This is a genomic window from Microscilla marina ATCC 23134 (genome assembly GCF_000169175.1).
Classification (GTDB): domain Bacteria; phylum Bacteroidota; class Bacteroidia; order Cytophagales; family Microscillaceae; genus Microscilla; species Microscilla marina.
This window is the reverse complement of sequence record NZ_AAWS01000039.1, coordinates 23,355-39,799: the sequence shown is the minus strand read 5'-3', so window position 1 is coordinate 39,799 and position 16,445 is coordinate 23,355. Positions and strand designations below refer to the sequence as shown.

Below are 16,445 nucleotides of genomic sequence, written 5' to 3'. Positions count from 1 at the left end.
TTTGTTAAAGCCAGCATTTATTTGGGTTTATGTTATTATGCTATCATCAAGCTCACAATGCCAGGTGTTTATTCCTGAACATTGTATTCTTTAAAAAATATTTTCTTCAATCGCATCATGCACTTATACTTCTGGTTTTTGGCATTGGCCGTATTGGTATACCCCATTTTAGAAGTAATTTGCTGCATTGACATTTTTTTGATATAAAAATCCTCCAGTATGGTTTTACAGGGCTCACCCAACTGAATCATAGACTCGGTCATCATTTGGTATTGTTCCTCCTGTTCGTTCATTGCTTCTGCTTCGTCTTCAAACGGTAAAAACTCTTCATAATCGTTGATTTTACCCCCATACTTATTTTTTTCAGCCAGCCTTTTTAGCCATAACCTTCGGCAAACAGAATAGAGGAAAGTTTTGATCTTACAAGTGAGTTCAAAGTCAGCTTCTTTCAATTTTTCATACAATACAATCACGCCTTCCTGATAAATATCTTTTGCTTCTTGTTCGGTGCCGCTGTTGCTGGTCACAAAGTGAAGAATCATAGAATAATAAGCTTTGTAAATATACTTAAGCGCTTGGTGACTGTCTTGCTTGATTCCTGCAATTAAGCTTTCTTCGGAGTACTCTTTTTTCAACTTCATTGAGTGCTCTTTTTAAGTGTATATTGGGTAAGTTTATTGAATGAGGTTTTAAAACAAATGTACGTATTATAGTATGGAAAAGTGCATTTTTTTTACAAAGTAGCATAATTAATTATGTACATTCTATACAACTACTCCACCTTATATACGCTCATATTTTGTTGTATCGCCATGGCTATATATACTACCAACCCAAACACTTGTTGTTTTTTCCGACAAGATTTGCTTTGTAGCATTAATAAAAAAAGTATAGGTAAGTAACCCTGTTTTATTTTTTTTTTTGCGCTTGGGTTACCTCTTTTATTTTACGGTATAAAGGGACAAATCTAAAAACACTTTTAACATTAAATACAATGAAAAAAATCATCTTAATGAGCGCATTTTGCCTGGCAATCGGCTTGACTGCCTGTGGCGGCGACAAGGGAGGTAAAACCAATGAAACAGATACTACCTCAGTAGAAACAAAAGATACAAGCAGTACCAATACTAACACGTCTGTAGATACTGGTCAAAATACGACCTCTGGTGACACTACCAACACCACCGACAGTACTGCCACTGATACTACTAAAAGAGAAACCAAAAGTGGTGAATAACTTTTTTCACCAAATCTAAAACTACACATTGGAGCATGGTGTGTTGCTGGCACACCATACTTTTTTACTTATCTATACCTAACAATAAACAATATTTGCCCTGCAACCACTACTGGCAAATGTACTACTTAACTATATCAAATACTTCATCTAAGTTGGGGAACCAATCGTTGTCCAATTCACTTTACTCAATAAACACTATGAAAACCAATGATTTAATTCCCTTACAATGGGGAAAACGGGCGCTTATTGCCTTTAGTTTGCTGCTCGTGCTTTATGCCTGTAACAGCCACCAGGAAAAAACTACCGAAGGAGGTAATATTGACAATATACAAACAACCCCTACGACCAAAAGAAATCAAAAAGGCAAGAGTGCAGCAGCGGCTAAAGATCAAGCGGACGCAGAAACCAATACCATTGCTTTAGAAGAAGATGTGTCACCCCCAAAAATCAAAGAGAAAAAGCCTGCCAACGAAAACACATTTCTATCGGTAAAAACGGCTCCTCTTTCTACCTTTTCTATAGATGTAGACAATGCCAGCTACAGCCGGGCGCGTAAGTCTATCAACAATGGACAACTGCCCAGTACCAGCAGTGTAAGGTTAGAAGAGTTCATCAACTACTTCAACTATCAATACAAACAACCGGAAGGACAGCACCCATTTTCAGTCAATACAGAAGTGGCAAAATGTCCATGGAACCCTAAAAACCACTTGGTACATATTGGTTTGCAAGGCAAACGGCTGGACAGCAGAAAATTAAAACTAAGCAACCTGGTATTTTTGATTGATGTGTCTGGCTCTATGAGTGCCCCTGACAAACTTCCACTCTTGCGCAAGGCTTTTAAAATGCTGGTAAACAACCTGGGCGAAGAAGACCGGGTAGCTATAGTAGTATATGCTGGAAACGCTGGCTTGGTGTTGCCTGCCACTCAGGGAACTGACAAACAAAAAATAATGGAGGCCTTAGACAAACTCCAGTCGGGCGGTTCTACGGCTGGCGGAGCGGGTATCAAACTAGCGTATAAAATAGCCAAACAAAACTTCATCAAAGAGGGTAACAACCGGATTATTTTGGCAACCGACGGTGATTTTAACTTAGGGGCATCGTCAGACCAGGCAATGCAAAACTTGATTGAAGAAAAACGAAAAGAGGGAGTGTTTATTACTGTTTTGGGGCTGGGTATGGGCAATTACCGCGACTCTAAAATGGAAATTATTGCCGATAAAGGCAATGGCAACTACTATTACCTCGACAACCTCAATGAGGCTTACAAGGTATTTGGCAAAGACCTGAAAGGCACCTTGTTTACTATAGCTAAAGATGTAAAAATTCAAGTAGAATTTAATTCTGCGGTGGTCAAGTCATATCGTTTGATTGGTTACGAAAACCGCTTACTTGCCAACCGAGACTTTAGAGATGACACCAAAGATGCCGGAGAAATAGGCGCAGGGCATACTGTCACCGCCTTGTATGAGGTGACACTGCACAGCAACCCACAAACTGTAGCCGTAGACCAGAATCAAATTCCGGCTAACTTTCAAGCTACCCAGTTCAACAATCAACAGCTAATGAATGTGCGACTAAGATACAAAAAACCTGAAGGTAGCACAGGCATAGAAACCAGCCAAATAATAGCTGCCAATCATCAATCGGTAGATGAAACCTCTCACAACTTTCGTTTTTCGGCTGCGGTGGCCTCGTTTGGTATGCTACTCAAAAACTCACAGTACAAGGGTTCAACAACGTTTCAAACTGTGTTGACACTGGCCAAAGGGTCAAAAGGCAAGGATATGAATCAGTACCGGGCTGAATTTATAGATTTGGTGCAAAAAGCTTCGCAAATAACGACTCAATGATACAACTACTAATATCTGACTAATTTGAAAGGCAGGGGGTATTTTTCATTCTGCCTTTTTTACTCAAAAAAACTTGGTTACAGGTAATAAATCGATACAGTTACATGTTTCTAATAAAATCTACCAGGCTATCGTTACGGCTCAACTCTAGTTTTTTACGCAAACGATAACGGGCTACTTTTACACTGTCGGGAGAGATACCCATAATGGCGGCTATTTCTTTAGAAGCAAAATTTAAGCGCAACAAAGAACATAAGCGTATTTCGCTGGGGCTAATATTAGGATAACGCTTTTGTAGTTTATCAAAGAAACCTTCGTGTACTTGTTCAAAAGCTATCTTAAAATCTTGCCAGTCACGGTCAAGGTTAAAGCTATAATTAATCAAATGGATAAGTTTAGAAAGGCCTTTGCTTTCTTTGTCTGATATGTCGTCTACTGCCTCCTCGATAGAGTCTTTGAGTTCAGTCAAGATATTATTCTTTTGAATAATGTGCAGCGCGTATGTTGTCAGCTCTCTATTTTTAAACTTAAGGTCTTGTTCAGCGTTTTTCAACTCTGCCTGAATGAGTTCTTCTTTGGTTTTAAATATTTCTTTGTTTTTGCGGTTACGCAAACGCTGACGACTCACCATAAAAAAGGCCACAGTAAGTACCAATAGTAAACCTATAAGTATAGAACGTTGGCTACTTATTTCTTTGTCTTTTTGTACAATTTCACTTTTTCGTAACGCCAGTTCTTTTTCCTTCTTTTCAGTTTCGTATTTGGTTTCTATTTCGGCTATTTGACGACTTTTCTCAATGTTAAAAAGGCTGTCTTTGAGGGCATAATGTTTTTTATAATATTTCAGGGCTTTGTTTGCCACCCCCTTGGCTTCATACAGTTGGGCGTATACCTCATACACTTCTTTTTCCTCTTCTTTGGCCGTTACCTTTTCTGCCATTGTCAAGGCTTCCTGAAGTACTTCTTCGGCTTTGTCATAGTTCTTCAGTTTTACATGTACCGACCCCACGTTCGACAAAGTAGTGGCCATTCCTCTAGGACTACCTTTGATCTCACGCTCTATAGCAAGCGACTTGTTATAAAACTCAAGGGCTTTTTTGTAGTCTCCTTCCGACTCATAAGTATCGCCTATATTATTCAAGGCTTTTGATTCGCCAGAACGCTTCTTGAGCTCTTTGTAACCTTTCAAAGCTTTTTCGAACATACTACGAGCTTCGCCGTGTTTATTTTGCCAGGAGTAAGTAAGACCTATGTTGTTTTGCAAGCGGTTGGCCAATGCTTTGTTGTTTAGCTTTTTTGATAATTGAAGTGCTTTGTTATAATAAGTTCTTGCTTTGTCGAAGTTTTTGATATTGAGCAAAAATACTGTGGCGAGTAGGTTAAATGATGATGCCAGTTGTACTTCATTGCCCAATTTTTCGTTTATTTTCACTGACTCAACCAACGGTTTAATGGCTTCTTGCCCGTTGCCATTTCTATAATAAGCCAACCCCATCACATGGTATGCCCTGCCCACGCCTGCCGAGTATTTTACCTTCTTTGCCAGATCAATAGATTGATTACAATAATTTCTTGCTTTTTGAGGGTCTACTCTTGTAAGCAGGTAGGCGATTCTGTTCAATAAATCTACCCGGGCAGAATCTACAGAACCTTTATTTTTTTTAAGAACAATTAGCAAACTATCGACCTCCTTGTTTTGGGCTGATAAACTGTGGGAAGTGATAGCAAATAAAAAACATATTAAAGATATAGTATACTTCATAATTGGCTTTAATGAGGATCTCAAACTCATCAATTTATTATAAATCAATTGAAAATCACCTAGTATAGTTAGGCATAAATCGCACTGCCATTGTTTGAGAGTTACCTCTTAACGTATCGAATATTTTGTTTGGCAAATATAAAAATTTACCCAAGATAAAATTGGTTTTTATAAAAAAGCATCGTTCTAAGGCGTAATTATTTATGGTATTTGATTCATACACACCCATCAAATCCACAAAAATGAAGCGTTGTTTTTTATCAGGTTTTATTATTTCCAAACAAGCAGTCACAAGTTATGTAAAATCGCTATTTATCACAATAAAAAAGGCTAAAAATCCCAGTGGATTTTTAGCCTTAAATATTTAATTATGCATTAAAACCTGGCAAGTTATTGCTTCATTATTTTCAAAGTTTTATTGCCGTTTACTGTCCATACTTTAATGATATACAGCCCTTTACTGAACTTAGAAATATCAAACTCTTCTTCTACAACACCAGTCTCAGAAGTACGGTCTCGGCTGATTAGGCCTACCCCATTCACATCTGTCATCAACATTTTCACGTTGGTTCCAATGGCAGCTTGTACTTTTACTGTAGTAAAGCGCGTGGTTGGGTTAGGGAATGAAGTAGCATATACTTGTTTTATCCCTTCAGGATTGTAAGTAGTGTTTACTACTGTAGTAGCCGCCTTACTGTTTATACCTGCTGCACTGCTTCCGGGTACAATGTTTACAATGTAGTCTTCAACCTCTCCGTCACCTATGGTAGCACAAGGGTCGTTAGGCACACTGTTGTACTCCATAGATACTCTCATACGGGTAAGCCCAGCCTGAGCAGACGATGGAACCGTAATGCTTCCTGAAACAAGAGAAATAGTAGAAGCACTACTGGTGGTAAACACTCTTTCACCTGCATCAGCAAAGTCTCCATCACGGTTATAGTCAATCCATACCGTGAAACCTTCATTGTATTGAGTACCAGCCCAGCCAGGAGTTAATGTAATATTTACACTGTTTCCAGTAACCAGATCAGTTGATTGAGCAGTATAGTCACCGTATCCACCAGCGTTGGCACCCGATTGGTTGTCAATTGTACCTATTTGCACCCTGTCAATCCATTCATAGTTAACTCTTGTGCCAGAAGAAGCACAGTAGCCAGTAGGAGCACCACCACCACCAGTAGAAGTTGATCCCTGAAGGATGATGTTATCTATTGAAATATCACTGGTGTAGTTAGTACCAGTAGCACCTACAAATCTCACTTTTACATCACCACTACTATAAGCACTAAAGTCTACTGTAGCTGTAAGCCAAGTTGATCCTTGGTTTCCAGACTTAGTAAAGATGGTATTCCAGGTAGCACCTCCATCGGTACTTGCCTGCAGTTCCAAGCTACCCATTGCAGCACCATTCATATTGTAATCAAATCTAAACTCAGGGTTGGTCAAGGCAGCCACATTGAAACAAGGGCCATTTAAGATGGCTATTTTTCCAGGGAAACCTGTACCATCGCCAGACGCCTCAGTAAACAAATAGAAAGCACCATCACTTGCACCAGAAGGACCAGTACTGCTTGAAGGTGTAGTACCAGACTGACGTGTCCAGTTGATGTTGTCGCCAGTTGATTGTGACCAGTCACCCAAACCAGCTTCAAAGCTTTCGATATAAGGAAAGGTAGTAATAGATGATACACAGCTGCCACCACCAGTCGAGCCAGTTTCTACCTTGATATTATCAATGGCTATATCACTTTGCCATCCGTTGCTGGCGTTGGCACCAGTAGTTACAGTAAACCTAAACGATACATTGGCACCCTTATAAGCATTTACATCAATTGACTCGTTGAACCAGTTATTGCCTTGATTGCCTGATTTAGTAAATATTTGAGTCCAACTTGCTCCTTCATTAGTACTTACCTCGGCTTTTAGGTTATTTACCTGAGATCCGTACATGTGGTAGTCAAATGTAAACGTTGGATTATTGGTTGCCGAAAGATCAAAGCAAGGGCTAATCAAGGTAGCCGTTTTGCTTGGGAAGTTAGGGTTAGAAGCCTCTACATATACATAAAAAGAACCATCATTTGCACTGGCAGGACCAGTATCACTTGATCCGGTAGCCCCTGATAAACGAGTAAAGTCTGCGTCATCAGAAGAAGACTGGATCCAGCCACCCAAACCAGTTTCAAAACTTTCACTGTAAGGGAAAGTAGTAATGCAAGCAGCAGGTGTAGCAGAGGTAGTAAAAGTAGTCGATCCTGAATAGTTGCTTGCTCCAGCGCTACAATTGGCTCTTACTTGTGCTTCATAGTTGGTGCTTCCGGTCAAGCCTGAAAGGTTGGTAGAAGTACCACTTACTCCATTTACGTTGGTCCAGGTAGAAGTACCTTGTACACGATAGCGAACATCATAGTTATTGGCACCACTCACTGCACCCCAGTTCAAGGTTGCTGTAGTTTGAGCTACATTAGAAGAAGCCAAGCTACTAGGAGTACCACAAGCAGGTGCAGCGGCAGTTACAGTAGCGCTAAAAGCACCTACTCCGTGAGTTCCTACTGCTACCAGGTTGTCTACACTGCGACCTTCAATCATTACTACAGGTACATTTCCAATGGTGTTAGGTCCTTCCTGAGTCCAGGTAGTAGCAGTACCATTTAGAGTTTCTGTAGAGTAAAGTCCAGTACTGGTACCTACCAAATATACAGTTCCTCCGTTAGAATCGCGGTGGATTTCTGCCCAGCGCACTGAAGGACCGTTTCCTGAACCATCAGAATTTTGCTCAAGGTTACCGCTAATGTCTGTCCAACTAGAACCAGCATTGGTAGAGTAGAAAACACTTTTTACCTGATAGTTAGAAAAAACCACCACTACATTGTTAGAGTTATTAGGGTCTACTGCAATACCACTTACGTAAGCATCGGCTGGAAAGCCTTTACCAGTATAAATATCTACTTTAGAAGGGTTGCCAGTATGGGCATTATCTAAACGAAATAGTTTACCTGTACTTGTTCCGTAATACAACACATGGGCAGCATTGTTCTTAGATACATCCAGTGCAGAAATAGCCTGTCTATTTTCAAGCTCAGCAGCCGTAAGCCCAGCATCAGAGCCAGTAAGGTTGGTCCATCCAGTATTGGTTCCACTAAAGGTGTATCCACTGTTGATAGCACTTAGGTTAGTGTTTCTCCAGATACGATTGCCCGCTGGGTAATACATAATGTTCTGATCGGCTTTGTCTAAAATAAATGGATTTACAAACATTTGATTAGTAGCCGAAGAAGGCTGAATACCATCTGCATCACTTGGGTTTTCAATATTAGGTCCTTCAAAACGTAAAATATTACCGTTTTGAGTACTGGTATAGCGAATGTCTTGACCAGCTACAATGGCTACATAACAACCATCACCTCCGGCACGCTCTTCGCCCCAGTTAGACGTACCAGAAAAAGAAGTGGCTGTCCACTTACCGTTGTCTTGCAAACCAACCATTAAACGAGAATCGTTGGCAGTTTCAGGGTCAATGGCTATCCCATATATTTGAGTAGTATAATACCCATTGCTTAATGAAGTCCAGCTAACAGGGAATGTACCAGCACTGTTGGCAAGGTTGTTTTCCGTACGGCTAATCCCACCATCGTGTCCGGTAAGCATTCTTGCGGGGTTAGATGGATAAAAAACCAAAGAGTGGTTGTCGGGGTGGTGGTTGTCATAAGTAGACACATTATTTGCTGGAGAGTAGCCTCCAACCCAGGTGTTGCCTCCTGTACTGGTAAAACCATTGGTAGTACGGTAAAGGTTGGTGCTACCTATAAATACTACGTTTGGATTATCAGGCTTAATTTTGAGGTATTGGTTATAAGAACCTTGCGACAAGTTTCCTACGCTTCCACCATAAGCAGGCAGGTTGCTTGAACGGTTTGTCCAGCTTGAACCAGCGTTAGAGGAATAAAATACCTGGTGGTCGTTGGTACCCGCTCCAGGAGTGTTGGCAAAAACATAAACAATGTTTTCGTTGGAAGGCGCCACATCCAATACGATTCGTTGGTAGCCCGCTGCCAATGAAGGAGTAATATTGCTCCAAGAAGTTCCATTGGTAGACTTAAATACCCCTTTGTTGGTACTGGTACTGTTGCTGCCTATAGTAGCATAAATTACTCCGGTAGCACTAATTTCAAGGTCTGTATAGCGTGCATCTGGAGCGCTCAATACATTCGTAAAGCTTGTACCTCCATTGGTAGAACGGTAAATACCGTCAAAAGCAGCTACATATACATCACTATTGGTAGGGTCTACCCTTACACGCAAGCTATACTGCAAACCACCTGTAAAAACAGTAGGATCAGCTGAGGTAGCCGCTAAGCTTACCCAAGTAAGTCCACCATCGGTAGATTTAAACACACCGTTTCCACGGAAAGCAGCACCTCCACCCGAAGCAGAGTTGCCTACAATCTCGCCCGTTACATAATACCATATGTTGGTATTGTTGGGATCTTGATAAACATCAGTTACGCTTTTCAGCTGTGAAGCACCAGTAGTTTGAGTCCACGAGGCACCACCATTGGTAGAGCGCCACATACCACCTGAAACACCACCTGCTAAAATCACGTTCTCGTTAGAGCGATCAATAGCAAGTGCACGCGTACGCCCCCCTACATTGTAAGGTCCGCGACGGTTCCAATTGGCAGCGGTTACTCTTTGATTTTTATCAGATTTTTTAAGTGATGGGGTAGACAGTACGTAGGTAAGCTCTTTTGTCCTGATGTTTTCCGGTATTTTTCCGGTTTTTGGATCTTTCAAAAGGTTGAGTTCATAGGCTGCTTTTACAGCAGGATTGCCTTCTCTTTTCACCTTTTTTTGTTGGGCATTTACGCCAGGCACAAGCACAAACATGCCAAGTACCAAAAGGGTATACACCCAATTAGAAGTAATAATACGATTCATGCAAAATGATTTAAAATTGTGTAATAAAATTGGAATTAAAAGGATAATTGCTAGGAATGAAAGTAGGGAAAAAGAATGAGTTTACGAAATTTGGATGGGTATACAAAAGGTATACAAGAGGAATTGTCTAACAAAAAACAGGTATACAATTACGTGACACCAGGCACAAATAACTTATTTATCAACAAATATTATTTTTTATAAAAGAATATATATCAACAACTTATACAAAAACCTTATCAATAAACAAACAGATAACAGTTCAAAAAAAAGGTAAACATTACAGGGCTATGAAAAAAACAAAAAAAATACACCGAAAACCAAACAAATTATATAAAAGCACCGTAGCCACCAAATTTTAACAAAGTAATTAGTCGTTAAAAACACGTTTTAAATCACATATTATACTTACACAAAACAACCTTCTTTACCATTGATTATGCCAACTGTTTGAAGCAAATGAAATGTGGTTTTACTACTTTTATTTATCCAAACGAGTACTGGTCATCATACTTGTTTTGCTACCCAACTCTCCCGTTTGGGTGACTTGGCAATGGGTCAAAGTAACTCTAGTATTTTTTGTAAAGTGGGGTTGCGGTTTTTCTTATTCCAAACTACGGATAGCACTGCCCTGATGGGAATATCTTGCAACTCTATAAACTTTACATTCATGGCATAACCTTCTTTGAGCGAAGTAGGAATGATAGATACACCAAAGCGATTTTCTACCAACCTGAAAATAGTATTGGCGTGCACTGTATAATGTGATACTTTAGGGGAAAAGCCTGCATACTCAAACAAGCTCATCACTCGCTCATAATATACTGGGCTGTATGCTTTCTCAAACAAAATAAACTCCTCTCCTTCTAGCTGATGTAAAGATTCAAAGTTGTAGGCACTTAATGGGTGACTGGCGGGCAATACCAAGGTAAAGGTATCGTTGAGCACCGGGCGAAGCGCTAAGTCTTCGGGTACTTGATTGAGCCTGACAAAGCCCACATCTATCTCTTTGTTGAGCAAAGCTTTGACCTGCCCTGTATTATTCATTTCGTTCAGGCTAAAACGAATGGTGGGGTGAATTTCACGAAATTTAATGAGCAATTCAGGAATAATATTTTGCATAGCTGACCCCACATACCCTAGCGTAACACTCCCCTCTTTGCCCTCTTCCATCAGTTTGGCGTGCTGCAATACTTCATCCAGGTTTTTGACCACCATAGATAACTCCTGCTTAAGGTACAAGCCAACGGGGGTCAATCCTACTTTGCGATTGTTACGCTCAAACAACTGTACCCCCAGATCGTCTTCCATTTGCTTGATTTGGCGACTCAACCCTGGTTGAGAAATATATAAGCGTTCAGCAGCTTTTCTAAAATGTAAGTCTTCGGCTACCGCCAAAAAGTACTTAAGGTGTCGTAATTCTATTTGATTACCCATTGTTATCAATTGTTGCCTAAAATAGTCTTGTTAAGCATCAAAAATATTAAGAAATTTGGAGAATCATAGATTAAAGCGATAAGCTTTGAGCCACAAGCCACAAGTTTTGTACATATTTGCTCACTTACAGCATCAGTTTACATTATCTAAAGACTTGCTGCTTAGTACACTGTAAAATAAATATCTTATGCTTTTTTCGGCTTCTTTTGCCCTCTGACTTCTCTTTACAAAAATCGCGTAGCTTTGGCTATGCTCTATTTGTAAAGATCGCCAGCAAACAAAATAAACTCGAACTAAATGACAACTTACTTAATTTACAGTGTACTTAGGAATGGACAAAAAATAATTTTTCAGTTTAGAGGAAGTCTTTCCACCTAATGCTTTGTTACTTTTTTTAGCCGTAGCTATGGCTACGCCTGCAAAAAGTGCCGCACCTTAGAAGAAAACCTCTCCCCCGAACTCGGTAACTTATTTTTTCACCATTCCTTATCTATTTTACCTTTAAAAAATTAAAAAAAATGCTCACAACCACCACCAATTTCAAACAACAAATACTACAGGGGATTCCGGCTGAACTTCCGGCAAAACGAGACTACCCTCAAAACGCTTACCGTGCCCCCAAACGTAAAGACATATTGTCGCCAGACGAGAAAAAACTGGCCATTCGCAATGCCTTGCGATACTTTCCAGAGGCTTGGCACCCAACACTTGCGCCAGAGTTTGCCGAAGAACTCAACGACTACGGACGTATATATATGTACAGGTTTAAACCTACGTATGAAATGTATGCCCGCCCTATTGACGAGTACCCGGCAAAGTCGCGTCAGGCAGCCTCTATTATGCTCATGATTCAGAACAACCTTGACCCCGCTGTAGCACAACACCCCGAAGAATTGATTACTTACGGAGGCAATGGAGCCGTATTTCAAAACTGGGCGCAGTACCTGCTCACTATGCAATACTTGGCTACTATGACCAACGAACAAACCTTGCATATGTATTCGGGGCATCCTATGGGACTGTTTCCTTCGTCTACCGAAGCTCCTCGTGTAATAGTAACCAATGGAATGATGATTCCGAACTACTCGAAACCCGATGACTGGGAAAAATTCAACGCGTTGGGCGTGACCCAATACGGGCAAATGACAGCAGGCTCTTATATGTACATTGGTCCTCAGGGTATTGTACACGGCACTACTATTACAGTAATGAATGCTTTTCGCAATACATTGCCCAAGGGTGAAACTTCGGAAGGTAAAATTTTTCTGACGGCAGGTCTGGGTGGAATGAGTGGAGCTCAACCCAAAGCAGGTAACATTGCCCGCTGTGTAACAGTATGTGCTGAAGTAAACAAAGCCGCTGCCGAAAAACGTCACAGCCAAGGCTGGGTAGATGTCTTGATCGACAATATGGACGAGCTGATAGCCAGGGTAAAAGAAGCCCAGACAAATAAAGAAGTGGTGTCTATTGCTTACTGTGGCAATATAGTAGAGGTATGGGAAAGGTTTTATGAAGAAGATGTTTTTGTGCATGTAGGCTCTGATCAAACCTCTTTGCACAATCCTTTTTCAGGAGGCTATTACCCGGCAGGTGTATCGTTTGAAGAGGCCAATGATATGATCCGCAATGAACCTGAAGCTTTCAAAGAAAAAGTATACGAATCGTTGCGTCGCCACGTAGCCGCAGTAAATAAACACTGCGCCAAGGGTACTTACTTCTTTGACTATGGCAATGCATTTTTGCTTGAGTCATCACGTGCTGGTGCCGATGTATTGGCCGACAATGGCATCGACTTCCGTTACCCTTCGTATGTGCAAGATATCTTAGGTCCTATGTGTTTCGACTATGGTTTTGGTCCTTTTCGCTGGGTATGTACATCGGGCAAGGCAGAAGATCTTGCCAAATCAGATGCTATAGCCACCCAGGTGTTGGAAGAGATCAAAGCGAGTTCGCCCGAAGAGATTCAACAACAGATGGAGGATAATATTCAATGGATTGCCGAGGCGGGCAAAAACAACATGGTGGTGGGTTCGCAAGCCCGTATTTTGTACTCCGATGCCGAAGGGCGTGCTAAAATTGCCGAGGCTTTTAATACCGCCATTGCCAAGGGAGAAATCTCGGCGCCTATAGTATTAGGACGCGATCATCATGATGTAAGTGGCACCGATTCGCCTTACCGCGAAACCAGTAATATTTATGATGGCAGCAAGTTTACGGCAGATATGGCGATTCATAATGTAATTGGCGATAGCTTTAGAGGCGCTACTTGGGTATCTATTCACAATGGTGGCGGTGTTGGCTGGGGCGAAGTGATCAACGGTGGCTTTGGTATGTTGCTGGATGGTAGCACAGCCGCAGAAAACCGTTTGAAAAAAATGCTTTTTTATGACGTAAACAATGGTATTGCCCGTCGCTCATGGGCACGCAACCAAAACGCACGTTTTGCCATAGAACGCGAAATGGAACGCTCACCTGAACTGAAAGTAACCTTGCCTCATCTGGTAGATGATCATTTGCTGGAAGGGCTGTTTTAAAGTAGCACAAATGACAAAAGCCCACCTGATGACCCTCATGTGGGCTTTTTTTTGATAACGTTTCAGAGTTTGTGTAAATTCGTTTTTTTGAGAGCGTTCAAAAAATTGTGCCTAAAAATTTTAACCCGCTGATTATCAGTATTTATTTTTCAAAAAGCACAATTAAATGAACGCTCCTTTTTTTATAGTTTCACTCCTATAAACAAAATATCATCGCGTTGGGTAGTCCCTTCCATGTGGGCTTTGAGGGCTTCTTCCAAGGCTTGCTTTTGTTTAGACAAAGGCTCATCCATATTGTCTAGCAAAAGTTTGTTGAGGCGCTTATTGCCAAAACTCCGCCTGCGCACATTGTTTTGGTCTACAAAACCGTCGCTTCCCACATAAATCAAACTACCCTTGGGCAAAGTAATTTGTTGGTTGTTAAATAAAATTTCATCGTTTTGATACCCACCAATCGAGCGACGATCGCCTTTGAGCACTTGTAGCTCGGTGATGCCTTTTTCTATATAATACATAGAACTTTTGGCGCCGGCAAACATAATATTTACTTGATTTTCTAAATGTTCGAGGCGTAAAATCACCAAATCCATTCCATTGTTATTCCCGGTTTCTTCTTGCCGCAACGCCATTTTAATTTCATCGTGCAGTTTATGCAATATTTCAGCAGGTTCGAGCAAATCTTTAATCAAAATCAACTTATCAATCAGCGCTTTGCCAATCATACTCATAAACGCCCCTGGCACCCCGTGCCCAGTACAATCAGCTGCAATTAAAAACACCTTGCCTTGCACTTCTTTTATCCAATAAAAATCGCCACTGACCACATCTTTTGGGGCATACATAATAAAATGTTCGCCTAAAGCAGTCTCCACATTTTTGTGGTAAGGTAATATGGCCTGTTGTATGGTTTGGGCTGCAGTGATACTTTTATGAATTTGGCTGTTTTTTTCCTTAATGCTTTCTTCACTTTCTTTGAGTTGCTCGTAAGCCTTGCGCAATACGTGTTCGCTCTGACGTAACTTACTATTGGTAAACTCCATTTCCTTGTTTTTTTTCTCAATAAAATCACGCTGCGACATGATCTCTTCATGGTTTTGCTGTAGCTCCTCGTTTTGCGTTGCTATTTCCTCTTTTTGTTGTTTTAGTTTCCGTCGTCCCCTTTGTGAGGCAATAAAAGCAAACAACACAAAACCCAACAACAAGGCTCCCAATATAAGCAATATAGTGCCGTACTTTCTCAGCGTTTTCTCTTGCTTAAGTTGCTCTTGTTGCAATTCCTTTTCTTTTTGGGCTGCCTCAAGTGCCTTACTCTGCTGCATGCGCTCAGCTTTTTCTTTAGCTGCTACTAACTTTTGTTTTTCGGCTTCGCGTCGTCGTTGTTCTGCTATAGCCTTCTGCTTTTCGGCAAGGCGCTTTTGCTTTTCAGTATTTGCTTTTTGTTCAGCAAGCGCGAGCAACTGCTCTACCCGCTCTTTTTCCAGTCGTTGGTTTTTAAACTGTTCTTGTTGTAATTCTTGATTACGCTTAAGCAAAGCCAGCTCTTGCTCTTTCAGCTTGAGCGCTTGTTGTTGTTGCTTTCTTTCCAACTCCGATTGCTTCAACTCAGCCTCTTTGCGATTTCTTTCGGCAATAAGTGCCTTTAGTTTGCTTTCTTGTTTTTCTACATCTACCTGCTTTTGCAATAGCTTTTGCTGGGCTACACGCTGTTGGCGAGCCATTTTATCTTTTAACTCCTGGTGTTTTTTAAAGTATTTTTGCGACTCCTCAAAGGCTTTCTCTTGTTGATACACCTCTGACAACAGCTTATAACTGCTTACCAATACTTTTTCGGCTTTTATGGGCTCTGCCAAGTCTATAGCTTTATTTGCCTGGGCGATTGCCTTGCTGTTGTTGCCACTCAAATAATAATATACCGCCAAATAATTATATGTATCGGCTATTTCGGCAGGTTTGCCTTGTTTCTCTCTCATATCAAGCGCTTTGATATAATAAGACCGGGCTTCGCGATACTTACCAATACTGGTATAGGCTACCCCTGTATTGATGTAGGCGATTGCCCGTGCATTTGCGTTCATCGCAGGGCTAACCTTTTGCCCAACAGTGAGCGCCTGGTTGTAGCTTTCGAGCGACTTTTGTTGATTGTCGGCTTTTTTATACAAATACCCCAGGTTATTGTAGGCATTGGCTATTTTGGGTATATCATTGCTGTTTTGATGAATCGCTAATATTTGGCTGGTATACTCTATAGCCTTTGCATAGTTTTTTTCGTGCTTATGCAAAGTAGCCAGCTCTTCGAGTATGTCCAATCGTTCATCTTTTTCAATATTTGTTTGTAGCACTTCTTCAAAGTGTTGGATAGCCTGTCTGTAGTTGCCTAATTGCTTAAAAGAGTAACCAAGGCTTTTGAGCGTACGGGTAAGGGGTAGTTTATTTTGCTTTTCAATTTGATGCGCAGTTTCAAAGTATTCTATAGCTTTTTTATGGGCACTTTGTTGTTGGTATGCACCGCCTATTTGCTGCAATAGAGGTACCTTAGCTACTGGTTGTTTGGTTTTGTCGAGTTGGATCAATAACTGGTTCAGGTTTTGGGCATGTAAGCTACCTGTTGCACAAAGGGTTCCAATAAACACCCATAGCAGCAAGGTTTTTCTTAAGAAGTAGATTGTTATACTTGTCAT

General features: G+C 40.9%; 8 protein-coding genes. 3 read left to right on the top strand and 5 right to left on the bottom strand.

Annotated features, from left to right (window positions below):
* Positions 1–68: 68 nt before the first annotated feature.
* Positions 69–641: an RNA polymerase sigma factor gene (locus M23134_RS26855; RefSeq protein WP_002701625.1), complete on the bottom strand. Its 573-nt coding sequence runs from the start codon at positions 639–641 to the stop codon at positions 69–71.
* A gap of 353 nt (positions 642–994) precedes the next feature.
* Between M23134_RS26855 and M23134_RS26850 the strand changes: the two genes are divergently transcribed.
* Positions 995–1,237, top strand: coding sequence for a hypothetical protein (locus M23134_RS26850; RefSeq protein ID WP_002701623.1), 243 nt, complete (start codon positions 995–997; stop codon positions 1,235–1,237).
* 200 nt (positions 1,238–1,437) lie between these two features.
* Positions 1,438–3,096, top strand: a complete 1,659-nt coding sequence (locus tag M23134_RS26845; RefSeq protein WP_002701621.1) for a vWA domain-containing protein — start codon at positions 1,438–1,440, stop codon at positions 3,094–3,096.
* Positions 3,097–3,196: 100 nt separating this feature from the next.
* On the opposite strand, the gene M23134_RS26840 is transcribed toward M23134_RS26845, so the two are convergent.
* From M23134_RS26840 to M23134_RS26830, 3 genes are all read right to left on the bottom strand, one after another.
* A complete protein-coding gene (locus tag M23134_RS26840) occupies positions 3,197–4,774 on the bottom strand; it encodes a tetratricopeptide repeat protein (protein ID WP_002701620.1) in 1,578 nt (525 codons plus the stop codon).
* 474 nt (positions 4,775–5,248) lie between these two features.
* Positions 5,249–9,796, bottom strand: coding sequence for a GEVED domain-containing protein (locus tag M23134_RS38965; protein WP_002701619.1), 4,548 nt, complete (start codon positions 9,794–9,796; stop codon positions 5,249–5,251).
* 558 nt (positions 9,797–10,354) lie between these two features.
* Positions 10,355–11,233, bottom strand: coding sequence for a LysR family transcriptional regulator (locus M23134_RS26830; protein ID WP_002701617.1), 879 nt, complete (start codon positions 11,231–11,233; stop codon positions 10,355–10,357).
* A gap of 518 nt (positions 11,234–11,751) precedes the next feature.
* Here M23134_RS26830 and M23134_RS26825 point away from each other — a divergent pair.
* Positions 11,752–13,767 carry a urocanate hydratase gene (locus M23134_RS26825; protein WP_002701616.1) on the top strand — a complete coding sequence of 672 codons (2,016 nt, stop codon included), beginning with the start codon at positions 11,752–11,754 and terminating at the stop codon, positions 13,765–13,767.
* 182 nt (positions 13,768–13,949) lie between these two features.
* Here M23134_RS26825 and M23134_RS26820 read toward each other — a convergent pair whose 3' ends face one another.
* Positions 13,950–16,445: a tetratricopeptide repeat protein gene (locus M23134_RS26820; protein ID WP_002701615.1), complete on the bottom strand. Its 2,496-nt coding sequence runs from the start codon at positions 16,443–16,445 to the stop codon at positions 13,950–13,952.

Coding starts and splice junctions, on each gene's coding strand:
- M23134_RS26855 (WP_002701625.1), bottom strand. CDS start 641: ATGAAGTTGAAAAAAGAGTACTCCGAAGAAAGCTTAATTGCAGGAATC.
- M23134_RS26850 (WP_002701623.1), top strand. CDS start 995: ATGAAAAAAATCATCTTAATGAGCGCATTTTGCCTGGCAATCGGCTTG.
- M23134_RS26845 (WP_002701621.1), top strand. CDS start 1,438: ATGAAAACCAATGATTTAATTCCCTTACAATGGGGAAAACGGGCGCTT.
- M23134_RS38965 (WP_002701619.1), bottom strand. CDS start 9,796: ATGAATCGTATTATTACTTCTAATTGGGTGTATACCCTTTTGGTACTT.
- M23134_RS26830 (WP_002701617.1), bottom strand. CDS start 11,233: ATGGGTAATCAAATAGAATTACGACACCTTAAGTACTTTTTGGCGGTA.
- M23134_RS26825 (WP_002701616.1), top strand. CDS start 11,752: ATGCTCACAACCACCACCAATTTCAAACAACAAATACTACAGGGGATT.
- M23134_RS26820 (WP_002701615.1), bottom strand. CDS start 16,445: ATGACAAGTATAACAATCTACTTCTTAAGAAAAACCTTGCTGCTATGG.